Annotated in this window: 21 protein-coding genes and 1 pseudogene; 10 read left to right on the forward strand and 12 right to left on the reverse strand. The window is 63.7% G+C overall.

Annotated elements, in window-relative coordinates:
• Positions 1-29 precede the first annotated feature (29 nt).
• The 4 genes from O3300_RS08525 to O3300_RS08540 all read right to left on the reverse strand — a co-directional run bounded on the left by O3300_RS08525 (position 30) and on the right by O3300_RS08540 (position 6,365).
• A complete protein-coding gene (locus O3300_RS08525; RefSeq protein WP_305052700.1) occupies positions 30-1,508 on the reverse strand; it encodes a sodium:solute symporter in 1,479 nt (492 codons plus the stop codon).
• 81 nt (positions 1,509-1,589) lie between these two features.
• Entirely contained in the window at positions 1,590-2,807 is a 1,218-nt protein-coding gene (locus tag O3300_RS08530) for a YeeE/YedE family protein (protein WP_305052701.1), read from the reverse strand.
• 206 nt (positions 2,808-3,013) lie between these two features.
• On the reverse strand, positions 3,014-5,014 hold the full coding sequence (locus O3300_RS08535; protein ID WP_251351464.1) for a PhoX family phosphatase: 2,001 nt from the start codon (positions 5,012-5,014) through the stop codon (positions 3,014-3,016).
• Between the two features lie 139 nt (positions 5,015-5,153).
• The gene (locus tag O3300_RS08540; RefSeq protein ID WP_099667185.1) at positions 5,154-6,365 is read right to left on the reverse strand and encodes an MFS transporter; all 1,212 of its coding nucleotides are present in this window, start codon (positions 6,363-6,365) and stop codon (positions 5,154-5,156) included.
• 144 nt (positions 6,366-6,509) lie between these two features.
• On the opposite strand from O3300_RS08540, the gene O3300_RS08545 reads away from it, so the two are divergent.
• The gene (locus O3300_RS08545; RefSeq protein ID WP_034749909.1) at positions 6,510-6,746 is read left to right on the forward strand and encodes a DUF3820 family protein; all 237 of its coding nucleotides are present in this window, start codon (positions 6,510-6,512) and stop codon (positions 6,744-6,746) included.
• An 8-nt stretch (positions 6,747-6,754) separates the two neighbouring features.
• Here the strand turns inward: O3300_RS08545 and O3300_RS08550 are convergent, their stop codons facing one another.
• Complete coding sequence (locus tag O3300_RS08550; protein WP_305052702.1) at positions 6,755-7,138, reverse strand: glutaredoxin; 384 nt, start codon at positions 7,136-7,138, stop codon at positions 6,755-6,757.
• A gap of 124 nt (positions 7,139-7,262) precedes the next feature.
• On the opposite strand from O3300_RS08550, the gene O3300_RS08555 reads away from it, so the two are divergent.
• Positions 7,263-7,805, forward strand: coding sequence for a hypothetical protein (locus O3300_RS08555; protein ID WP_143451502.1), 543 nt, complete (start codon positions 7,263-7,265; stop codon positions 7,803-7,805).
• A 13-nt stretch (positions 7,806-7,818) separates the two neighbouring features.
• Here the strand turns inward: O3300_RS08555 and O3300_RS08560 are convergent, their stop codons facing one another.
• Entirely contained in the window at positions 7,819-8,640 is an 822-nt protein-coding gene (locus O3300_RS08560) for an APH(3')-I family aminoglycoside O-phosphotransferase (protein ID WP_305052703.1), read from the reverse strand.
• Positions 8,641-8,656: 16 nt separating this feature from the next.
• On the reverse strand, positions 8,657-9,145 hold the full coding sequence (locus tag O3300_RS08565; RefSeq protein WP_305052704.1) for an Lrp/AsnC family transcriptional regulator: 489 nt from the start codon (positions 9,143-9,145) through the stop codon (positions 8,657-8,659).
• 77 nt (positions 9,146-9,222) lie between these two features.
• Here O3300_RS08565 and O3300_RS08570 point away from each other — a divergent pair, with 77 nt between their 5' ends.
• Positions 9,223-10,113 (forward strand): DMT family transporter, encoded by an 891-nt coding sequence (locus O3300_RS08570; protein WP_305052705.1) that lies wholly within the window; start codon positions 9,223-9,225, stop codon positions 10,111-10,113.
• Positions 10,114-10,116: 3 nt separating this feature from the next.
• Here O3300_RS08570 and O3300_RS08575 read toward each other — a convergent pair whose 3' ends face one another.
• Positions 10,117-11,340, reverse strand: coding sequence for an MFS transporter (locus tag O3300_RS08575; protein WP_305052706.1), 1,224 nt, complete (start codon positions 11,338-11,340; stop codon positions 10,117-10,119).
• A gap of 131 nt (positions 11,341-11,471) precedes the next feature.
• On the opposite strand from O3300_RS08575, the pseudogene O3300_RS08580 reads away from it, so the two are divergent.
• Positions 11,472-12,353, forward strand: a pseudogene (locus O3300_RS08580) (LysR family transcriptional regulator).
• On the opposite strand, the gene O3300_RS08585 reads toward O3300_RS08580, so the two are convergent.
• Both O3300_RS08585 and O3300_RS08590 read right to left on the reverse strand, forming a co-directional pair.
• Positions 12,350-14,509, reverse strand: coding sequence for a bifunctional diguanylate cyclase/phosphodiesterase (locus O3300_RS08585; RefSeq protein WP_305052707.1), 2,160 nt, complete (start codon positions 14,507-14,509; stop codon positions 12,350-12,352). The pseudogene O3300_RS08580 and the gene O3300_RS08585 overlap by 4 nt on opposite strands.
• Positions 14,510-14,662: 153 nt before the next feature.
• Positions 14,663-15,589, reverse strand: a complete 927-nt coding sequence (locus tag O3300_RS08590) for a LysR family transcriptional regulator (protein ID WP_251351450.1) — start codon at positions 15,587-15,589, stop codon at positions 14,663-14,665.
• A 166-nt stretch (positions 15,590-15,755) separates the two neighbouring features.
• On the opposite strand from O3300_RS08590, the gene O3300_RS08595 reads away from it, so the two are divergent.
• The 5 genes from O3300_RS08595 (at position 15,756) to O3300_RS08615 (ending at position 20,295) form a co-directional block, all read left to right on the forward strand.
• On the forward strand, positions 15,756-16,457 hold the full coding sequence (locus tag O3300_RS08595; protein ID WP_289910790.1) for a pirin family protein: 702 nt from the start codon (positions 15,756-15,758) through the stop codon (positions 16,455-16,457).
• Positions 16,458-16,632: 175 nt separating this feature from the next.
• Positions 16,633-17,034, forward strand: coding sequence for a DoxX family protein (locus O3300_RS08600; RefSeq protein ID WP_305052708.1), 402 nt, complete (start codon positions 16,633-16,635; stop codon positions 17,032-17,034).
• A 160-nt stretch (positions 17,035-17,194) separates the two neighbouring features.
• Entirely contained in the window at positions 17,195-17,848 is a 654-nt protein-coding gene (gene ribA / locus O3300_RS08605; RefSeq protein WP_077407024.1) for a GTP cyclohydrolase II, read from the forward strand.
• A gap of 69 nt (positions 17,849-17,917) precedes the next feature.
• Positions 17,918-19,318, forward strand: a complete 1,401-nt coding sequence (locus O3300_RS08610; protein WP_305052709.1) for a serine protease — start codon at positions 17,918-17,920, stop codon at positions 19,316-19,318.
• Positions 19,315-20,295 (forward strand): FHA domain-containing protein, encoded by a 981-nt coding sequence (locus O3300_RS08615; RefSeq protein WP_305052710.1) that lies wholly within the window; start codon positions 19,315-19,317, stop codon positions 20,293-20,295. Before O3300_RS08610 ends, O3300_RS08615 begins: the two co-directional genes overlap by 4 nt.
• A gap of 75 nt (positions 20,296-20,370) precedes the next feature.
• Here O3300_RS08615 and O3300_RS08620 read toward each other — a convergent pair whose 3' ends face one another.
• Positions 20,371-21,027: a CCXG family PEP-CTERM protein gene (locus tag O3300_RS08620; protein ID WP_099667172.1), complete on the reverse strand. Its 657-nt coding sequence runs from the start codon at positions 21,025-21,027 to the stop codon at positions 20,371-20,373.
• Positions 21,028-21,545: 518 nt separating this feature from the next.
• Between O3300_RS08620 and O3300_RS08625 the strand changes: the two genes are divergently transcribed.
• Positions 21,546-21,884, forward strand: a complete 339-nt coding sequence (locus O3300_RS08625; RefSeq protein ID WP_099667171.1) for an MmcQ/YjbR family DNA-binding protein — start codon at positions 21,546-21,548, stop codon at positions 21,882-21,884.
• On the opposite strand, the gene O3300_RS08630 is transcribed toward O3300_RS08625, so the two are convergent.
• The gene (locus O3300_RS08630; protein WP_077407037.1) at positions 21,885-22,505 is read right to left on the reverse strand and encodes a TetR/AcrR family transcriptional regulator; all 621 of its coding nucleotides are present in this window, start codon (positions 22,503-22,505) and stop codon (positions 21,885-21,887) included.
• Between the last annotated feature and the right edge of the window lie 51 nt (positions 22,506-22,556).

The raw sequence follows: 22,556 nt of genomic DNA on the forward strand, positions 1-22,556 counted from the left end.
AAATGGCCGCGATCGCCTTGGGATTCGTCTTATTTTGACAAGTATTGCGCGCCCTGGGCGCCCTGCCCTGGCGGCGTGGAAATGAGGAACAGGCCGCCCAGCACGAGGGAACCATTCAGTATCAGCAATTCCAGGCCCAGGCGGTAATGCGCGAACAGCAGCGCCTGCTCCTGCTCGATGAGCGCGCACAGCAGCGGCCCGGCCACGGCCACCAAAGGCACCCAGCGGTCGCGCACGCCGCGCCGGCTCAGCAGGCCGAAGGCGAACAAGCCCAGCAGCGGACCGTAGGTATAGCTGGCCAGCTTCAGGATCACGCCTATCATGCTGGGATCATCGAGCCACTTGAAGGCCATGATCAGGATCAAGAACAGGGCCGCAAAGCCCAGGTGTACCTTGCGGCGCCAGCGCATCTGCACGGCCGGGCTCAAATCCTGCCGCCGCTGCAAGCCCAGGATGTCGATGCAGAAGGTGGACGTCAAGGCCGTGAGCGCCCCATCCACGCTGGGAAACAGGGCGGAAATGAGGGCGATGAAGAAAATCAGCTGCACCACGGCGGGGAAATGCCCGAGCACCACCGCAGGGAACAATTTATCGCCCGTGGCCGTCACGCCGGCCAGCGGCGCGTACAGGTGCAGCAAGCCGCCCAGGAAGAGGAACAGCAGCAGCACGCCGGTCAGCACCACGGTCAGGCTGAGCATATTCTTTTGCGAGTCGCGCAGGGTCCGCACGGAGATGTTCTTTTGCATCATTTCCTGGTCCATGCCCGTCATGGCAATGGTGATGAACATGCCGGCAAGAATATGCTTCCACACGTAGGCGGGGCTGTCCGGGTCGGTGGTGAAGATGCGCGTGAGGCCTTGCGCGCGCATGCGTTCGAGGCTGTCGACGAGCGACAAATCCATCTCGCGCAGCAAAAACACGCTGCAGATGACGAGACCGGCCAGCATGCACGCCGTTTGCAGGGTATCGGTCCAGACGATGGTCTTGACGCCCCCTTCATACGTGTAGATCAGGATCAGCAGCAGCACGACGCACGCCGTCAGCCAGAACGGCACGCCGAAGCTGTCGAGAATAGTTGCCTGCAGGATATTGACCACCAGATACAGCCGCGCCGTGGCGCCCAGCAGGCGCGAAACGATGAAAAACGCCGCCCCGCTCTGGTAGGAGCGCCGCCCCAGGCGCAATTCCAGATAGCGGTAAATCGACGTGAGCTGCAGCCGGTAGTACAGCGGCAGCAAGATGAAGGTGATGGCCAGGTAACCGAGCACATAGCCGATCATCAGCTGGATATAGCCGAAGCCGTTGCTGCCCACGGCGCCGGGTACGCTGATGAAGGTCACGCCCGTCAAGGTCGTGCCCACCATGCCGAAGGCCACCAGCATCCAGTTGCTGTCCTTGTTGCCGATGAAGAAACTGTCGTTGGTGGCATGGCGCGAGGTGCGCCATGCCACGCCCAGCAAGATCAGGAAATATGCGAGGACGACGGCAAACAGGATGACTGGGGACATGGATGTTGCGCTGGCGGCAAAGGTGAACAGGGGCAGCAATATACAACAAAGCGTACAGCAATGCCCCCAGGCAATCAGGCGTCAGCAGCCGGTCGGTTTGACTTTTTCCACTTCCAGGCCGAACCACGGACGCAAACGCGTGCCGATGACGTTGCCCAGGAAGGCGCACACCAGCCACAACCAGCCGTGCAAGCTGCCCGAGACGATGCCGCTGAAATAGGCGCCGATGTTGCAGCCATAGGCCAGGCGCGCGCCGTAGCCGAGCAGCAAGCCGCCGACGATGGCGGCGATCAGCGAGCGGCGCGGAATGCGCCACACGGGCGCGTAGCGGCCGGCCAGCGCGGCCGCCAGCATGGCGCCCAGCACGATGCCGATGTCCATCACGGAAGTCTTGTCTTGCGTCAATGGCGCGGCAAGGGCGGCGGCATTCGCCTTGGTGGACCAGTAAGCCCAGCTGGCCGTGTCGATACCGACCACGGAGGCCGCCTTGGCACCCCACAGGGCGAACGCCGACGTCACGCCCCACGGCTTGCCAGACAACGCCAGCGTGGCGAAGTTCAGCACGACGAGCGCAACGGCGCCCGCCACCAGCGGCCACGGGCCGTGCAGCCAGGGCGACGCCTGCGCCGGGCGCAGGGGCGTGGCGACGAGCTTGCCATGGCGGCGCTTTTCAACGAAGACCGTGATGGCGGCGATCAAGGCAAAAACGATCCAGTTCAGCGCCAGCGCGGGCGCCAGGCCCAGGGTCGTGACGAGGGAAATCGGCTTGAGCTGCGGCAATGAAGTCCAGAACGGCATGTGCGCCGTGCCGATCACGGAGCCGACGATGAAGGCGGCCAGGGTGATGAGCATGCGCGTGCTGCCCCCGCCGACTGTATACAAGGTGCCGGACGCGCAACCGCCGCCCAGCTGCATGCCGATGCCGAAGATGAAGGCGCCGAAGATGACGGACGTGCCGGCGGGCGAAACGAGGCCCGCGACGGGCGTGCCGAACAGGGTGCCGGCCGACAACGCGGGGAAAAACAGCGCCACGCCCACGGCCAGCATCAGCATTTGCGCGCGCAAGCCGTCGCCGCGGCCGTCGGCGATGAAGACGCGCCAGGCGGACGTGAAACCGAAAGCCGCGTGATACAGGGTGATGCCGAGCAAGGCGCCCACCACGTACAGCGCGGCCTGGTTGATGCCGACGGTGTGCGCCAGGTACCACGCACCGATCAGGATGAGCAACAGGGCGACGCCCAGCGGTTTCGGATTGATGGCGGCGCGCAGGCCTGGCGGCGAAGCTGCAATATCGGACATGATGGGGGACGCTAAAGGAAGGGAAGCGCCATTTTCCCCCGTTTTGCTGTTTTCTGCCAGCAAGTTAGCCGTCCGCCGGGCGCCGCCACGCCCAACGCCCCGTCACCAACGTCAAGGGACGGAGCGGATGGCGAGGGGCACGCACCGGCAGGGAAGGCCTGCGCCTGCCTGCCCTGCGTGCCCGCTGCGGCGTCAGCTGACGCGCATCATTTCGACAGTTTCACCTGCGCCAGTTCCGCCGTCAGGTAGCCGACAGCGCCGCTGGCCTTGCTGTTGTAGTTGGTGTTGATGATGATGTTGATCTGGTCCTTCAGCGCGGACGGCAAGGCGGGGAAGCGGCTCCACTCGTCGCCCGGATGCTGGAAGTTGCTCATCACATAAGTCCAGCCATTGATTTCATCGACCGCATGCAGGCCCGTCGATTCCGCGCCCGCCGGGCACGACAGCAAGCGCTCCAGCTTCTTGGTATCGACGTTATACGCCCACAGGAAGTTGTTCAGGTGGTTGCCGCTGTCCTCGCCGATGAACAGGGTGCGCAGTTTTTCCGAGAACTTCAGGTTGTCGGGGCTGGCGATCTTGGCCGGGTTGGCCGTGTTGCCCAGGCCATCGGCCGCGATGTCTTCGCCCGCGATCAGCAGGGTCGACTCGCTTGGCACCCATTCGCTGTCGATCGCCGCGCCCGTGTCATCCTTCTGTCCGCCCGTCAGCTTGTGCGACACGACGGCGCCCGCCACCAGTTTCTTGAACTTGACGTTGTGGCCGGCCACGTAGCCCGAACCGCCTTCGACCATCGAATCCTGGATGTTGGCATACGCCGAGTAGGCAATCTTGTCCTTGGCGTTGACCGTCGTGCCTTCGTTCTTGGTAAAGGCCATGCTGCCGCCCTTGAGGGCCGCGTAACGGTGGGTTTCCAGGAAGGCGGCGGCTTTTTCCTGGCCGGCCTTGACCCTGACCCAGGCGGTTTTCTTGTTCAGCACGATCTTCGTGTAGCTGGCGTCGGACGGATCGGCCAGGGTCGAATCCATGATGTCGGTGGCCTTGATGCCGCCGTCGACCAGCGCCTTGATCTCGGCGTGCGTCGCATGGCCCAGCTTGACCCATTGCAGCTTGCCGGTAGTGGTCTCGGTCAGCTGGGTCGTGTATTTGGCGACGTACAGGGTGCCGCCTGCGGCCAGGTCGGCCACCTTGTCGGCCACGAACATGAACAGTCCGCCATTCGTATAGTCGTCGCCGCCCAGGATGGTGCGCTGGTCCGGCATCACCTGCACCAGTTCGCGCGAGTAGCGGCCCAGGCAATAGTGCTTCTTGATGCTGCCGGTGCCGTCCGGGTTGACCGACACTTCCGGCAGGTGGCCGTAGTCGTACGGATTGGCGGTCGTCGTATCGCCGAAGACGTTCTTGCTGAATTCCTTGAGCACGGCCAAGGTCTGGCCACCCAGGCCCTGGTCGAAGGCGTCGGGTTCGTACTCTTCGCTCGACAGATGGGTATTCCACGGCGACAAGCTGGCGCCGCAGGTAATCCACAGGCCCTTCACCAGCGAGGTATCGACGTTGTGGTATTTCACCAGCGATAGCTTGCCGGTGGTCTGGTCCTGGTCCAGGCTCAGCACGGCGATCGGCGACGGCAGCGTGCCATAGGTGGAGGCGCCGGCCTGGTTCAGCGAGTTGTATTCAAATTGCACCACGGCAAACACCGGCTTGCCCTTGACGCCGCTCACGCTGGCGTTGGCCACCGTCAGCATCGAGCTGCCGTCCGGCGAATCCGAGAAGAACTGGCGTTCCTTGCCCGGCACCGAACTGTCGATGATGGGCTGGTTCTTGATGTCGAAGTAGCCGCCCGCGATCACGGTGCCGCCCTTGCCGTCCGGCACCCGGTCGCCCGTCAGGAAGAAAGGCTGGTACGCCAGGTTATAGCTGTTGCTGCTGCCATCGCTGAAATTGACCTTGAGCTTGGAGCCGACGGTGGTCGTGGCCAGCGCGGCAGGCGAACTCGCCAGTGGCGCGGCCATGCCGGTGAATTCCGCCGTGGTAAACGTCGCGGCAGGAACGACTGGCGGCGTCACCGCTGGCACGTCGTTATCCGAACTGCCGCCACAACCGGACAGAAAAGCGCTGACGCCGGTCAAGCCGGCCAAAGGCAGCATGGGGGCACCGGCAAACAGTTGCAACAGGCGGCGGCGTGAGGACTCAGGGGCGTAATTCGACATTTTTTGTTTCTTCCGTTATAAATAAATATCGTGGGACAGACCTGCTGGAATACGAGGCCGGAGCATAAACGACAAATATTTCAGCTTGATTACAGGCAAGCTGCACCGTGGAAGCGACGCCAAGCGGACGCCCCGCTTCTCAATGCCCCGTCGCCCGCATCGCTTTTGCGCCAGCGGGCCGCACGGAGATCGGGTTCAAACGGTCCAGGCGGCCGCTCAGGGCCGTCAAGCCGAATGCGCCCAGCACGACGAGAGCGCCGATCCAGCCCGTGTGCACGAGGCCCAGGTGTTCCACGATGAGGCCGCCACCCCAGGCGCCGCCGGCGATGCCCAGATTAAAAGCGGCGATATTCAGGCCGGACGCCACATCGACGGCACGGGGCGTGAAATGTTCCGCTTGCTGCACGACATATACTTGCAAACCAGCCACGTTACCGAAAGCCACGGCGCCCCACAGCAGCACGGTGATGACGACGAGCACGGGATGCGGCGCCGTGAAGGTGAGCAGCAACAAGACGGCCGCCAGCAGCAGGAAGATCAGTTTCAGGGCGCTGACGGGGCCTTTCTTGTCGGCCAGCTTGCCGCCCCAGATATTGCCGAACGCCACGGAGACGCCATACACGAGCATCACCACGCCCACGGCGCCGGCGCTGAAACCCGACACTTGCTGCAGAATCGGCGCCAAATACGTGAAGGCGATGAAGGAACCGCCATAGCCGACGGCCGTCATGGCGTACACCAGTAGCAGGCGCGGCTGGCCCAGCACCTGCACTTGCTGCAGCAGCGAGGCCGGTTTGCTGTGCTTGATGGTCGATGGCACGTACAGCAGGCTGCCGACAAAGGCGATCAAGCCCAGCGCCGAAACGGCGAGGAAAGTTTCGCGCCAGCCGAAATGCTGGCCGATGAATGTACCCAGCGGCACGCCCGTCACCAGGGCCACGGTCAAGCCCGTAAACATGATGGCGATCGCGCTGGCCGCCTTGTCTTTCGGCACCAGGGACGTGGCGATAGTCGAGCCGATGGAAAAGAAGACGCCATGCGCCAGCCCCGTCAGGATGCGGGCGATGACGAGGGTTTCGTAACCCGGCGATTTCCAGGCCAGCAAGTTACCCAAGGTAAACAAGACCATCAGCGAGAGCAGCAAGGTCTTGCGCGCAATCTTGCCCGTCAGGGCAGTCAGCACGGGCGCGCCGACGGCGACGCCCAGCGCATACAGGCTGACCAGCAAGCCGGCCGATGGCAGGTTGACGCCCAGGTCCGCGGCGATGGTAGGCAACAGCCCGACGATGACAAACTCCGTGGTTCCGATGGCAAATGCGCTGAGGGTCAGCGCGAGCAAGGCAATGGGCATGGCAAACTCCGATAAATGATGTTGGCATGCAGTATCGGGGTTTTCTTTGTTTCGAAAAATACCTCATCAGACAGAAGATAGTTGCTTGCAAATCAACAATAGGGCGGTCTGCTACACTGGCCGCATCCACACGGGGTCACCACCATGAATTCAGAAAAACTGGCGCTGCTGGTCACGCGCGAAATGCCATATGGGAAATATCAGGGACGCTTGCTGGCCGACTTGCCGGGCCACTACCTGGGCTGGTTCGCGCGCGAGGGCTTTCCCTCGGGCGAACTGGGCAGTCTGATTGCGCTGATGTACGAGCTCGACCACAACGATCTGCGCAGCTTGCTCGACCCCTTGCGCACGCGCAAGTCGCCGTGGCGGCCGGGCGAGTAAGACAGCGCTTAAAACTCGCGCACTTTCTTTGCCAGCATGGTGCTGAACTCGCCGTTTTCCACGAGCTTGTGCAGCTCGCTGGCGCCACCGATGAGCACGCCGTTGACAAAGACCATGGGGAACGTGGGCCAGCCCGTCCACATCTTGAGGGCATTGCGGCGGTGCCACTGGTTCAAATAGCTGCCGTATTGCAAGTACTGGTAGGGCGTGCCCAGCACGTCGAGGATCTTGCGCGCCTTGCGCGGAAACGGATTGAGCGCCATGCCGACGACGACCACCTGGTGCGCGGCGATGGCCGCCTGCACTTCGCGCACGATGTCCTTGTGCTTGCTGCCGATCAAAGGGCGGGCGGCAGAATGGATCTGGGCTTGGTCAAGGATGGCGCGGGTCATGAAAGTCCTGGGGTGAGTGGCACGTGGCGTGCAGATCACGCATTGTGCCACGCGCCCAGGCCGGCGTGGGCTACACTGCGCTTCTTCTCCTCCACCCGTGAAATATATGCAAGGAATCATTCCCATGCCTGAATACCGCACCCGCCGCCTGCTCGGCGCTCTTCTGCTCGCCGCCGCCACTTGCACCAGCGCCGCCGCTGCAGCATCTGCTGCCGCTGCCGACGGGGGACTCGAAAACGGCCTGATCCATGCGCTGCACCTGAAAAAGGGCACGACGCAGCGAGTGGGCACCTCCGGCAAGGCCATCGCCGCCTACATGCGCGAAGGTTTTATCGGCAAGCGCCCCAACCAGCGCTTCGACTACACGGATTATTACCTGCTCAAGAAACCGGCCAGCTTCATGGGACACGAACTGGTGCTCATCGAAGAGGAATACATCACGCAATACATAGGCTGCTGCGTCAGCCCCGGGGCCGGCGTGACGGTAAAGGTCAACGGCAGCACGCAAAAGCTGCAGGCGTTCGCCCGCGCCCAGCGCTGCACCCTGACCGACCCCGTCGATATCCGGAAAAACCTGCGCGAAGTGGCCATCCAGGCCACGCTGCCCAAGGGCCATTACGCATCCTTGAGTTGCCGCGAACGCGACGCCGAGCGCGAAGAGCCGTGATGACTGCCTGCATTCAAAACAGCTCGTCGAGCAGCAAATGGAATTGCAGCTTGCCTTGATCGATATCAACGATCCCATAGTGCTGAACAAACCTTGGCGGTAGCGCGGCGTCCAACTCACCAAGAGCACGCCAAACGATGGCCAGGTCCTGATAGCGGTCGGCAACGCCCGCCCGGCCCACGTCGAGGCAGCCGACGACGGCGCCATCGTGCATCAGGATATTTTCCAGCGAAAAATCGCCATGCGTGACGACGAGGTCGGGGGTGAGCGGCAGGTAGTCTTGCAGCGCCAGCCACACTTGCTGCGCCGTCCAGCCTTCCCGCTCGGCATCGAAATCGCCGGCATCGACGAAGCCCGCATCGATGCGCCGGCGCGCCTGGGCCAGCCGCACGGCATGGCTGGCGTCGAATGGGCAGTCGCTGACGGGAAGCGCGTGCAGGCGGCGCAGGAAGGCCGCCAGCGCGTCGGCCACGGCGGGACCCAGCGCAGGATTGTCTTCCAGCACCTGGCACGCCGTGTTGCCAGGCATGGCCGCCGTCAGCAGCCATGCCTGTTCCGGGCTTGCCGCGCGGGCAAATTGCACCACGGCCGGCACGGGCAGGTACTGCGCCAGCCAGCGCAGGCGCGCCAGTTCGTCGGCGAGCTCGGCAGCGGCGGCACCCGTGCCGTGTTTCAGGAACAGGTCCGGCGCGCCATCCCTGCCCTGCAAGCGGTAGACGGCAGCGTCCGACTCACCGACGCTGTCGCGCGCCCAGTCGTACCCTGCCACGGCGGCGCGCATGCTGGCGGGCATGGCGGCCAGCATGGCCGCTTGTATCTGGTTAGAAATGCTCATCTGCCTGGCCCTTGTTCTATGTCAGCGGCACATGCAAGCCCATCTTGAGGCAAGTCAAGGCCACCGACGTGCGGTAGCGGCGGATATTGTCGTCGCCGCCGAACAGGCGTTCCGTCAGCGCCTCGTATTCGGCCATGCTGCTGGCCGTGATGACCAGCAGGTAATCGGCCTCGCCCGTGATGCCGTAGCACTGCTGGATGGCGGGTTCGGCCATGATGCGGGCGCGCATGCCGGCCGTGCGCAGCGGATGCTCGTCGTGCAAATGCACTTCCACCGTCAGTATCAGGGGACGGCCCAGGCGGCTGGCGTCGAGCACGGCCACCTCCTTGCGGATCACCCCGCTCTCGCGCAGGCGGCGGATGCGCCGCTGCACGGCCGGCGCGGACAAGTGCACGGCTTGGGCGATTTCGCGCTGCGAGGTCGTGTTATCGCGCTGCAAGATATCGAGGATGGCCAGGTCGAAGGCGTCAAGGGCGACAGCAGGCGTGAGCGAAAGTTGCGTCATAAAGGTCAAAATGCAGTGCAAATATCGGAGCAGACACAATAAACTTTCACCACTTCGATATCAAGCCATTTATCACCATGCCATTACGCCGCTATTCCTCCTTGATTCCCCTGCTGGCCATCCTCGGTTCCGTCACCTGCCTGGGACTGGGCACGTCGTGGGCCAAGCACAGCCTGTTCCCGCTGGTGGGCGCGCAAGGCACGACGGCCGTGCGCGTGGGCTTTTCCGCGCTGCTGCTGTTGCTGTTCTGGCGCCCGTGGCGCTGGCAGCTGAGCCGCGCCGACCTGCGCACGGTGGCCCTGTACGGCGCGGCGCTGGGGCTGACGAACCTGTGCTTCTACATGGCCTTGCGCACGATACCGTTCGGCATCGCCGTCGCCATCGAGTTTTCCGGCCCGCTGGCCGTGGCCCTGCTGGCCTCGCGCCGCCCGCTCGACTTCGTCTGGGTGGCCCTGGCCGTGGCGGGATTGGCGCTGCTGTTGCCGCTGGGTCACGACGTCAGCAATCTCGATCCCACGGGCGTGCTGTTCGCCCTGGGCGCGGCCGTCTGCTGGGCTTCGTACATCGTCTTCGGCAAGCGCGCCAGCCATTTGCATGCGGGCCACTCCGTGTCGCTGGGCCTGGCCATGGCCGCGCTGGTGGTCGTGCCCGTCGGCGTGATGCATAGCGGCGTCGCCCTGCTCTCACCCGTCGTGCTGGGCGTGGGCCTGGGCGTCGCGCTCATTTCCAGCGCCATCCCGATCTCGCTGGAAATGGTGGCCCTGAAACGGCTGACGCCGCAGGCCTTCGGCATCATGAGCAGCATGGAACCGGCCGTGGCCGCCATGCTGGCGTTCATCCTGCTCGACGAACGGCTGGACGCGCCGCAATGGCTGGCCATCGCCATGATCATGGCCGCGTCGATGGGCAGCTCCTACATGGCGCAGCGCATGAAGAAAGCGGCACCGGCCGTCGCCGTGCATACCTGAACTTCAGTGCGCGGCCGCGCCCGCCACGTGCGACGCCAGGTTCTTGCGCGCCAGCCAGGCCAGCGGCAGCAGGGCCAGCAGCGCGGCGGCCACGCCGGCCCAGGGCGACGACGCCATCAGCTGGCGCGAAACCATCAGCGCACCGAGCATGGAACCGAAGGAAATGCCGAGGTTAAACGCGGAAATGTTCAGGCCCGAGGCGAAATCGACGGCGTGCGGCGTGTAGCGCTCGGCCGTGGCCAGCATGCCTGCCTGCAGGGCGGGCGACAGGCCGAAGGCGAACACGCCCCAGACGAACAGCATCACCGTCATCATCCAGGGCGAACTGATGCTCAGCGCCACGCCCGCTTGCGTGACGGCCAGCAATAGCAGCATCGCGCGCAAGGCCTTTTGCCAGCCCAGGTGGCTGGTCAGGTAGCCGCCCGCCAGGTTGCCGGCAAAGGTGGCGGCGCCAAACACGATCAGCAAGGCGCTGGCCATGGTGGCGGAAAACCCCGTCACATCCGTCAGGATGGGCGTAATAAACGTGAACGCGGCAAAGCTGCTGCCGAAGCCAAACGTCGTCACCGCCATCATGGTGAGGATGGGGCCGCTGCCCAGCGCCGCCAGCTGCGTCATGGCCTTGCCGCCCTTGCCCTGCTGCAAACCGGTCGGCAGCCAGCGCGCCATGGCGGCCAGGCCCAGCGCGGCCAGCAGCACCACGGCAAAGAAGGGCAGACGCCAGCCCATCAAGTTGCCAAGGAAACTACCGAACGGCACGCCGATCACCATGGCCAGGGTCAATCCCGCAAACATCACGGAAATCGCCCTGCCCGCCTGCGCCTTGGTGACGAGGCTGGCGGCCACCGTGGCACCGATGGCAAAGAACGTGCCGTGCGCCACGGCCGTGATGACACGCCCCAGCAGCAACAGTTCGAACGTGTGCGAAAAGGCGGCCAGCAGGTTACCGGCCAGGAACACGCTCATCAGCCCCAGCAGGGCAGCCTTGCGCGGCAGGCGCGACATCAGCAGCACCAGCAGCGGCGTGCCGATGGCCAGCGCCAGCGCATACAGGCTGACCAGCGAGCCGGCCGATTCGATGGAAATATACAAATCTTTCGCGATGGTCGGCAAGATGCCGACGACGATGAATTCGGTCACGCCGATGGCAAAGGCGCCGACGGCCAGCGCCAGCACGCCGGGCGGCATCTTGCTGGCTGAAGTGGAAACAGGGTTTGCGGTGGTCATGGTATTTCTCCGGCAGAGTTCAAGCCAGCCAGTGTATCGATGCAAACGCTTTTGATATAGACTCCAATAATGGAAACACCTGTGAAATGGATTCAATAATGGCCAGGCAAGACATCAACCGCGCGTTCGAAATGGCCGTGTTTGCCGCCGTGGTGGAAACGGGCGCCTTTTCCGCCGCCGCGCGCCGCCTGGCCTTGACGCCGTCGGCCGTCAGCAAGCTCGTCAATCGACTGGAAGCGCGGCTCGGCGCGCGGCTGCTCCAGCGCAGCACCCGCCAGCTGCACACCACGCCCGAGGGCGACGCCTTCTTTATCCAGTGCAAGCGCATCCTCGACGATATCGAGAGCGCCGAGCGCGAAGCATCGCAAGGGGCGGCGCCGCGCGGGCGCCTGCGCATCAACTGTTTCGTGCCGTTCGGCGTGCGCCATCTGCTGCCCATCCTGCCCGAGTTCGCGCAGCGCTATCCCGACATCGTGCTCGACGTCGTCGTCAGCGACGCCATCGTCGATCTGCTGGAAGACCGCACCGACATCGCCATCCGCACGGGCAAGCTGAAGGAATCGAACCTGGTGGCGCGCAAACTGGGCGAAGACGCGATGGTCGTCGTGGCGTCGCCTGCCTACGCGGCACGCCACGGCTTGCCGCGCACGCCGTAGGAGTTGTCGCAGCACAATTTATTGGCGTTTAACTTCCGCTGCCAGAACGAAACCTGGCCCTTCCTCGATGGCGCGGGCGGATCGATACAGGTGGCGCCGCAGGGCAATACCTGCGTCAGCGATGGCGAAAGCATGCGCCAGCTGGTGCTGGCCGGCATGGGGCTGGGACGCTTTTCGCGCCAGCACGTGCTGCGCGACATCGAGCGAGGCGATTTGCTACCCGTGCTGCAGGACTACAACCCGGGCGACAAGGAAATCGTGCACGCCGTCTTCGTGGGACCGGGCTTGCAAGTGCCGGCGCGGGTGCGCGTGATGCTCGATTATCTGCTGGAAAAAGTGCAGCTGGGTGGCGCTTAGAGCGCCAGTTCTTCCAGCCGCAATTGCCGGCCTTCACCCAGCATCAGCTCGAATTCGGCCGCCGGCACGGCCGGACTGAACAGATAACCTTGCAGCTGGTCACAGCCGAGTTCGCGCAGGAAGCGCATCTGCTCGGCCGTTTCCACCCCTTCGGCGACGATTTCCTGGCGCAACTGCTGCGCCATGGTGACGATGGCGCGGGCGATGGCGCAATCGTTTTCCTCGAAGGGCAAGCCGATGACGAAGGAGCGGTCGATTTTCAAGGTGCTGATGGGGAATTTCTTCAGGTAGGCCAGGCTGGAATAGCCGGTGCCGAAGTCGTCCAGCGCCAGCGCCAGGCCCATGGCCACCAGCTGGTTCATGATGTCGATCACCTTGTCGGCGCCGCGCATCAACAGACTTTCCGTGATTTCCAGCATGATCTGGTCGGGCCGCACGCCGTAGCGTTCCAGCACGGCGGCTATGCGCGCCGGCAACTGTTCATCGAACTGGCGCGCCGACAGATTGACGGCGATGGCCGGCATGTGCAGGCCGCGGTCTTCCCAGCTGCGGATCTGGCGGCACGCCTCGTCCAGCACCCAGGTGCCCAGCTCCAGAATCAGGCTGGTTTCCTCGGCGACGGGGATGAAGAGGCCGGGCGAGACCATGCCGCGCATCGGATGCTTCCAGCGCAGCAAGGCTTCCGCGCCCACGATGCGTCCGCTGGCCAGGCTCACTTTCGGCTGGTAATGCAATTCCAGTTCCTTGTCGCCCAGCGCCAGGCGCATTTCGCTTTCCAGGCGCAAATGTTCCTTGGCCCGGCGGTTCATGTCTTCGCGGTAAAACAGGAAGGTCGATTCGATCGTCTGCCCCGCCTTGGCCACGGCCACGTCGGCAAAACGGAACAGGGCCGGCGCTTCCAGGCCGTCTTCCGGATACACGGTGATGCCGATGCTGGCGCCCACGTGCAGGGCGTGCGCATCGATATTGATCGGTGCTTCCAGCAAATTGAGCAGCTTTTGCGCCACGTTCGCCGCGTGTTCGCGCTTTTCGATATGCAACAGGGCGACGACGAACTTGCTGTTGTCGACGCGCGCCAGGATGTCGGCGTCGCGCAGGGCGCCGCGGAACAACTGGCCGATGGCGATCACCAGCTGGTCGCCCACTTCATGGCCCAGCGTGTCGCTGATGGAACCGATGCGGCTGATGTCGATGACCATCAGCGCGCCATGCGTGCCCTGGCGTTTCGCCTCGGCCAGGCCCTGGTCGACCAGCTGGTTCAGCAGGCAGCGGTTGGGCAAGCCCGTCAGGCTGTCGTAGTTGGCCATGCGCTGCATGCGCGCCTCGGCATCCTTGTGCACGGAGATATCGGAAAACAGGGAAAACACGTGGCTGATTTCGCCGAATTCGTCGCGCACGACGCTGATGGTGACGTCTTGCGGGAACAGTTCGCCATTCTTGCGCTTGCCGATGATTTCGCCGCGCCAGGAGCCGTGGCCGCGCATGGCGGCGCGCACCTTGGCGCGGAAATCGGGATCGTGCACGCCCGAGCGCAGCAAGTCCGGCGTGCGGCCGATGGCTTCGGCCGGCGAATAGCCGGTGATGCGGCTGAAGGAACTGTTGATGGAGACGATGCGCTCTTCCGCATCCGTGATCAGCACGGCTTGCTCGCTGTCTTCGATGATGCGTGCGTGCAACCTTACCTTGTCCACGTCGGACAGCGGCTCGCTCATGGCCGACAGGCGCACGGCCATGCCGCACGCCTTGCCCGCCTGGTCGTGGATCACGTGGCGGTGCATGCGCAGCCACGTCACCATGCCCGACTTCTTGCGCCGGCGCACATCGGTGGCCACGTCGCCCTGCGTGAAATGCAATTCCAGCACGCTCGCTTCCGCGTCGTCTTCCGGATACAGGAACAGGATGTGCTGGCCCAGGGCTTCCAGCTCGGAATAGCCGAACATCTGCTCGGCGCCATGGTTCCAGCCGATCAAGAAGCCGTCGGGATCGATTTCCAGCAAGGCGTCGGGGGGCGCCACGCGCACCACGGGCCGGCTGGCACCGCGCAGCCGCTCCAGCTCCTCCTCCAGCCGCGCCAGGGTGGCAGCCTGCTGCAGCCCAGCCTGTTCACGGGCATCCTGGGCCAGGCGCAGGCACAGCGCAACCTTCGCCTCAAGCATGGCAACCCCACTCTAGGGCCAGGTCAGGGGAACAGATCAGGGGCGCTGCGGTGTGTGTAATCATCAAAATCCCACTGTGGGGCGTGGAGGTCGGGCGGAAATACTGTGAATATGGTAACTTAAAAATGTTGGCGTATGTCAACATTTTAAGACCTACGCCGAATGGCCCGGCAGATGCTGCGCCAGGCGGGCAAACACATCCGGTTCGCGCATGCGCGCCATCCACCAGCGCAGCGCCGCGCCATCCTCGCCCACTCTCCAGGCCAGGTAAAACGTTTCCGACGGTTTCGGCTCTTCCACGGCCTTTTCCACCAGCAAGCCACGCGCGATGGCGGCGCGGGCACACGGTCCCGGCAGGAAGCCAAAGCCCAGCCCCAGCACCTGGTAGTCGAACTTGACCTGCATGTTCGGCACGCTCAAGGCATCCTGCCCCAGCAGCAGGCCCACCGTGCGCGGCGCCATCTGGCGCGCCGAATCGGCCACCACCACGGCCCGGTGCTGCTGCAGGTGGCCGCGCGACAAGGGCTCCTGCACCTGCGCCAGCGGATGCGTGGGCGCCACGGCAAACACGAAGTCGAGCATGCCGATCGGCTGCGCGATATAGCCGCCGCCCGCCGGCCCGTCGCCAGGCGCGCCCACCAGCAAGTCGGCCCGCCGGTCCAGCAGCGCTTCCCACGTGCCCGACAGGGTGTCTTGCGACAGGCGCAAGCGCGTCTGCTGCGCCACGTCATAGAAGGCGCGCACGTCGTCGGCCAGGGCCACGGCGGAAAACATGGAATCGATGCCGATGGACAATTCCGTTTCCCAACCGGACGCCACCCGGCGCACGCGGTGTTCGAGGTCCTGCGCCGCCTTCAGCAGGTAGCGGCCCTCTTTCAGCAATTCCTGGCCGGCCGCCGTCAGCATGACTTTCGGGCCGTTGCGCTGGAACACTTGCACACCGAGGTCGTCTTCCAGCTTGGCCACCGTATAGGAAATGGTGGACGGGACTTTGTGCAACTCCTTGCCGGCCGACGAGAACGATCCGCGGCGGTCGATGGCGTCGACGATTTGCAGGGCTTCCAGGCTCAGTCTTAACATTCGATTTTTTCGATCATAGGTCGCAAGATTTTCCGTTTTTCTTTCCCGACACAGGGGCCTATACTTTCTCCATCGTACAGCGAAGGGCAGAAAAGAGCCGCGGCGTAGCGCCAGGCAACGGTCCTTCGAAATTATCGCACATTAACTTATAGAAACGGAGTCCACCATGTTACAGATTCGTCACAGCGAAGAACGCGGCGCCGCCAACCACGGCTGGCTCAATTCCCACCACAGCTTTTCCTTCGGCAGCTACCACGATCCGCTGCACATGGGCTTTGGCCCCCTGCTGGTGATCAATGAAGACCGCGTCACGCCAGGCCAGGGTTTCGGCACGCACGGCCACCGCGACATGGAAATCATTTCGTATGTGCTCGACGGCGCGCTGGAACACAAGGACAGCATGGGTACCGGCTCCGTCCTGCACTACGGCGACGTGCAGCGCATGAGCGCCGGCAGCGGCGTGCGCCACAGCGAGTTCAATCACTCGGCAACGGATGGCTTGCACTTCCTGCAGATCTGGATCCAGCCGAACGTGACGGGCATTCCGCCCAGCTACGAAGAGAAACACTTCGCGCCGGACAGCAAACGGGGCAAGCTGCGCCTGATCGCTTCCTCCGACGGCCGCCAGGGTTCCGTGCTGATCCACCAGGATGCGGCCATCTACGCCAGCATCCTGCAGGAAGGCGAACAGGCCGAACACGCGCTGGAAGAAGGCCGCCTCGCCTATGTGCACCTGATCCGCGGCAGCCTGGTGGTCAACGGCACGCCCTTGAAAGCGGGCGATGCGCTGAAGCTGACGCAGGAAGCGGCTGTGATCATCACGCAACCCGAGGACGCGGAATTCCTCCTCTTCGACCTGCCTAAATGATGGCACCTGGCCAAACCTACTGCGCGTCGCGCTTTGCGGCCTGCGATGCTCACCGGCTCGGCGCCCCCGTACAAAGTACGGTTGCGCTTCTTAGCCACAAATCACTGCCGCTCGCTACGGTTTTGCCAGGCACCGCAAGTCAACCTCAAATCTTGATAAAAACAATTGGATTACTATGAAAAATAACACTGATCTGCTGCTCCCCCTCGGCCGTGCCGCCCTTGGCGTGCTGTTCTTTGTCTCGGGCTTGCTGAAAATCGGCGCCTTCGCGGGGGTGGCCGGCTACATGGCCAGCCAGGGCTTGCCAATCGCCAATATTTTGCTGGTGGGCGTGATCGCCCTGGAAGTGGGCGGCGGCTTGCTGCTGATCACGGGCTGGCAGGCGCGCTGGGCGGCGCTGGCCCTGGCGCTGTTCCTGATTCCGACCACCGTGATCTTCCACGCGTTCTGGAGCGCGGACGCGGCCCACTTCCAGGACCAGCTGACGAACTTCCTGAAGAACCTGTCCATCTTCGGCGGCATGCTGTTGCTGGTGGAGCGGGGCTTCGGCAAGGCCGGCCGTCTTGTAAAAGGCTGATCCGGCCGCAATTAGAGCAATATCACCAGGCATTCCAGCTTTCAAATCTCAGCCAGGGGAAATGGCTTCCCCTGCTTTTTGGTATGATGACAGGGCGCGCCGGCACCGGAGTGGTGTCGCGCGCCTTTTATTTTTGACAATTACCTATATGAGCACAACCATGCAAAGCGGCGCAGACCTCCTGGCGACAGGCGAATTGGATTACACGACTTCCTGCGCACTGCCGACGCCGTGGGCACAGTTCACCCTGCACGCCTTTGTCGAGCACGCCACTGGTAAAGAACACCTGGCCATGGTGCTGGGCGATATCGGCAACGGCGAACCGGTGCTGGCGCGCGTGCATTCCGAGTGCCTGACGGGCGACGTGCTGTTTTCGCAGCGCTGCGACTGCGGCGCCCAGCTCGAGGGCGCCTTGAAACGCATCGCCGAAGAAGGCCGCGGCATCTTGCTGTACCTGCGCCAGGAAGGACGCGGCATCGGCCTGATCAACAAGATCCGCGCCTACCGCCTGCAGGAAGCGGGCGCCGACACGGTGCAGGCGAATGAACAGCTGGGCTTCAAGGCCGACGCGCGCAACTACACCCTGTGCAAGCCCATGTTTGCGCAATTCGGCATCCACAGCCTGCGCTTGATGACGAACAACCCGCGCAAGATCGCCGCCATGGAAGCGCTGGGCATCACGGTGGCCGAACGGGTGCCGCTGCTGGTCAACCGCAACGCCTTCAACCAGCACTACCTGAATACCAAGCAAAGCAAGCTCGGTCACATGATGACGCCGCAAACGGCGCCGGCGCTGGAAGACGGCGCCCTGTAGTCCCCCGGGCCGGCGCGTGCGCGATACCGCGCCGCGCCGGCCGCGCTCCTGCTCACGCACAAAGGATGCATGAAATTATCTAACTACGCCTGCTTGCTGGCCAGCCTGTGCGCTGCCGCAGGCGCCCACGCGGCCGCGGCGCCTGTACCTGCCGCGCCTGCCGCAGCCACCACCGCTTCGACTCCCCCCATCAAGCCGCCGCCGGCCACCGCCGCGCCCGCCGCCACGGAACATGCGGCCCTGCCGCCGCCCTCGTCTGCCGCGCAAAAGCTGTACACGGCCGCGCGCGCCGACATCCTGCAAGTGCGCGTGCTGCTGAAAAATGGCCGCACGCAATCGTCCGTGGGCTCCGGCTTCCTGATCGGCACGGGCGACCTGGTGGTGAGCAACTATCATGTGGTGTCCCAGTTCGCCCTCGATCCCGACACCTACGTGGGCGAATGGGTCGACACGGGCGGCCAGCGCGGCAATGTGGAATTACTGGCCGTCGACGTGCTGCACGACCTGGCCGTGCTGCGCGTGAACCGCCATGGCAGGGGCTTTTTCAAGATGCCGGAAGGGTTGGCGCCCCTGACCCAGGGCCAGTACCTGTATTCGATGGGCAATCCGCTGGACCTGGGCTTCGCCATCTCGGAAGGCTCGTACAACGGCGTCGTCACGCGCAGCTTCTACGATCAGCTGATGTTTACGGGACCGATCAATTCCGGCATGAGCGGCGGCCCCAGCGTGACGGCCAGCGGCGACGTGGCCGGCGTGAACGTGTCGAAGCGCCTCGATGGCGAACTCGTCAGTTTTCTCGTGCCGGCCCGCTATGCCCAGCAATTGCTGGCCAAGGTGGCCCAGCAAGGCAAGCCGCCGAAAGACTTCAAGCCGCTGGTGACGGCGCAGCTGCTGGCGCACCAGGAAGTCATGCTGGCGCGCCTGCTCGACACGCCCCTGAGCCTGAAAGCCATGGGACCGTACCGCGTGCCCGTGCGCGAATCGGACCAGATGCGCTGCTGGGGCCGCTCCAACGTCAAGTCCGACAAGCCCTACATGCTCGACAACACCAGCTGCGCCATGGAATCGGCCATCTTCATCTCCGGCGCCCTGCAGACGGGGCAAGTGTCGATGCGCCACGAATTTTTGCGCAGCAGCGGTCTGGGCGCCCTGCGCTTTTCCGAACTGGCCAGCGCTTCGTTCAAGAATGAAAGTTTCGGCAGCTACAAGAGCGCCAGCCTGACGGGCCCGCAATGCACCGAACAGTTCGTCAAGAACACCACCCTGCCCCTGCGCGCCGTCCTGTGCGTGCGCGCCTACCGCAAGTTTACCGGCCTGTACGACTTTGCCCTGCTGGCCGCCAGCACCGATGAGCCACTCATGAGCCTGCAAAGCCGCATCGACGCGCGCGGCGTGTCCTACGCCAACGGCATGCGCGTCACGCGCACCTTCCTCGAAGCGCTGTCGCGGGAAAGCCGCCGCAAGCCATGAAAGCACCATACTTCATCGAAATCCTCGCCGACAATGGCGAGGTGCGGCAACGCCAGCGCATAGCCACCTTGCCGATCCGCATCGGGCGCGGCTACGACAACGACTTCATCCTCGACGACGCGCATGCGGCCGCCGCGCACGCCATCGTCGAAGACGACGGCGCAGGCGGCCTGCTGCTGCGCGACCTGGGCAGCCAGAATGGCGTGATCCACCGGGGCCAGCGGCAACTGCAGGTGGCCATGACGGGCAACAGCATCGTGCGCCTGGGCCACACGCGCCTGCGCGTGCGCGCCAGCGACCACCCGGTGGCGCCCGAACTGGGCGACACGACCCGGCACGACTGGGAAGGCTTGCGCCCCGCCATCGCCGGCCTGGCCATGATCGGCGCCTCGGCCGCCTTCAGCAACTGGCTGAGCGACGCGGACGCCTTCGAACCGATTTCCTACCTGATGATCATCGCCTACGCGCTGGCCGGCGGCCTCGTGTGGGCGTCGATCTGGGCCGTGGCAAACCGCCTGTTTGGCCATGGGGCGCGTTTCGGCCGCCACCTGTTCATCATCGGCTGCGGCTTGCTGGCCATGGAAGTGTGGGAACTGGGCAGCAATGTGACGGCGTATGCGCTGTCGCTGGAAGTGCTGACGCGCTACGGACGGCATATGTTCATCGTCATTGTATGCGCGATGATCTATTACCATTTGTGCACGATCAAGCCGCAGCATCCGCGCCGCTTCGGCCTCGTCGCCGTCGTGCTGGCCATCGTCGGCTCGACCCTGATCCTGCTGAGCAACCTGCAGGCCAGCGGCCGCCTGGCCGACGAGGCCTACATGTCCGTGATCTACCCGCCAGCCTTGCGCCTGAGCCCGGATCACACGACGGATGCCTTCTTCCGCGACGCGGCCAGCCTGCAGCGCGCCGTCGATGCCGAGCGCGGCCAGGCGGCCAAGGGCGCCGACGAAGACGAAGACAGCGGCGACTGACAGTGCGTACATAAAAAAAGCCCGCCGCATCCTGACGGAGCGGCGGGCTTTTTTACGTGCGCTCGGGATGTGCGCTTAAAACTTGGCTTCCTGCTTGCGGCGTGCCGTGAAGCCCAGCAAGCCCAGGCCGATCAGCAGCATGGCATAGGTGCTTGGTTCCGGCACGGCCGAAACCAGACCGTCGGTGCTGGAAAAGCTGGCGAAATTGTTGTTGCCCGCCTTGAACTGGACTTGCTGGCCGCCATCGCAGCAGCCTTCCAGGCCAAAGATGCTCAAGGTATGATTGCCTGCAGCCAAGGTGCCCGAACCGGCGAGGAACTGGCTGCTGCTATTGTAGTTACCGGCCCACCACAGGTCGCTGCTCTTGAAGTCCAGCGCCACGCCGTCGAGGAACAGGGCGCCGCCCTTGCCGAAGTCGACGCCGCTGCGGAAGCTCCAGGCGCCCGCATCGGCCGCGCTGACGCCAAAGTTGATCACCGACTTGAAGGCGATATTCGAACCGCTGCCGAACAGGCTGCTATTCGTGACATTGTTGTAGCTGGCAATCGTCGTCGTGCCATAGCCGGCGCCCGGCGTGGCCACGGCGGCATTCACAACGGACTGGTAAGCGGCGGCGGACGCTTGCGCGCCGGCATTCGAGTAGCCGGTGGAAACGGTAATGGTGCTGGCGTTCGCGTGGGCAAACACACCAACGGCGATCAGGGACAAAGCGATTTTAGGCAAGTTTTTCATAATGGGTATCCAGTCAATAAGTATTCAACGGGCGCAACAGGCGTGAAGGCGCTTGAGCTGAATACACGCTGCATTGAGGCGTGTCGGCATAGCGCAAGAATTGCAAGAATGAGCGGTCGGGGGCGTGGCTTCCGCAAAACTTCGCGGACTTGCGGCGTGCCATGGCGGCACTGCAAGCGTCCTGGAAAGGGTTCGGGTTCCCGGGACAAAACCAGACAATTGACGGGTCAGGTGAAACGTTGAATCTATTCTATCTTAAATTCCCTAGAAGAAAAGTATTTTTCTTTTAGCCATGTAAGATATTTATATGATAAGTACCTTGAAACAGGCTGAACAAGCCTGCCGGGATGGGCATTTTACCCCTGGCGCGCTGGCAGGACCTGTCGCGCAAGCGCCACAAGCACGCGCGCCAGTGTCGCATCTTGCGCATTTCTTTTCGCATGCCGCTGCACCACGCGGCGAAACAGCATGGCAAAATGTAGTCACGCTGCTATCTATCCGAACTGGGGGAAAGAGGAATGGTCGACCTGGAAGAACTACGCTATCTGGCACTGTCGTTTCCCGACGCCACCGAGGAAGAACACCACGACCGTCCGGCCTTCCGCGTGGGCGGGAAGATCTTCGCCACCCTGCCCGATGACGAGCACATCAATGTGCTGCTCGATGCGGAAGCGGCGCATATCGCCACCGTCATCACGCCGTCCGGCTGCGAGAAGCTGTGGTGGGGCGAACGCCTGGCCGGCATCACGGTACGCCTGGCGGATGCCGAGCTGGACATGCTGGCCGCCGCCCTGACGGCCGCCTGGCGGCGCAAGGCGCCCAGCGACCTGGCCAAGACCATCGCCCCGACGGAGTAGTTACATCGGCCAATTGCGCAGCAGCAAGCCCACCATCTGCTGCAATTGCTCGCGAGAGACTCCGGCCGCCGCCTGGATGGCCATGCCCTGCGACAGGGTCACGACAAAACGCGCCTGCTGCTCCGGGCAGGAATCGGGCGGCAAATCCCCCTCTTCCTTCGCGCGCCGCAAGCGGTCGCGCAGCTTGATTTCACCGCGCAACCGGCGCGCGAACAATTCATCGCGGATCGGCAAGGCATCGTCGCTGCAGGCGAGCGCCGCATTGACACCCATGCAGCCGTGCGGGCCGTCCGGCATCGTTTGCGCGTCGACATATTGCGTCAGCAAGGCTTCCACCACCTGGCGCGCCGTCGGCTGTTCCAGCGCCGCATCGAAAAACCGCATGCGCGTATCGCTGTAGCGTTCCAGCGCCTTGTGGAACAATTGTTCCTTGTTGCCGAAGACGGCATACAAACTGGGCCGGTTCATGCCCATGGCTTTCGTCAATTCCGGCAAGGAACTGCCTTCATAGCCTTTTTCCCAGAATACTTTCATGGCGCAATCGAGCGCCTCGTCCGCGTCGAACGTGCGTGGCCGCCCCGTTTTCGCCTTGACCGCCTCTTCTTTTTTATCTTGTTTCATACCGTTCGGTAAAAAATTATTGACAACAATGTCCACCTGCCCTGATTATAT

The sequence above is a fragment of the Janthinobacterium sp. SUN206 genome (assembly GCF_030587305.1).
Lineage (GTDB): Bacteria > Pseudomonadota > Gammaproteobacteria > Burkholderiales > Burkholderiaceae_D > Janthinobacterium > Janthinobacterium kumbetense.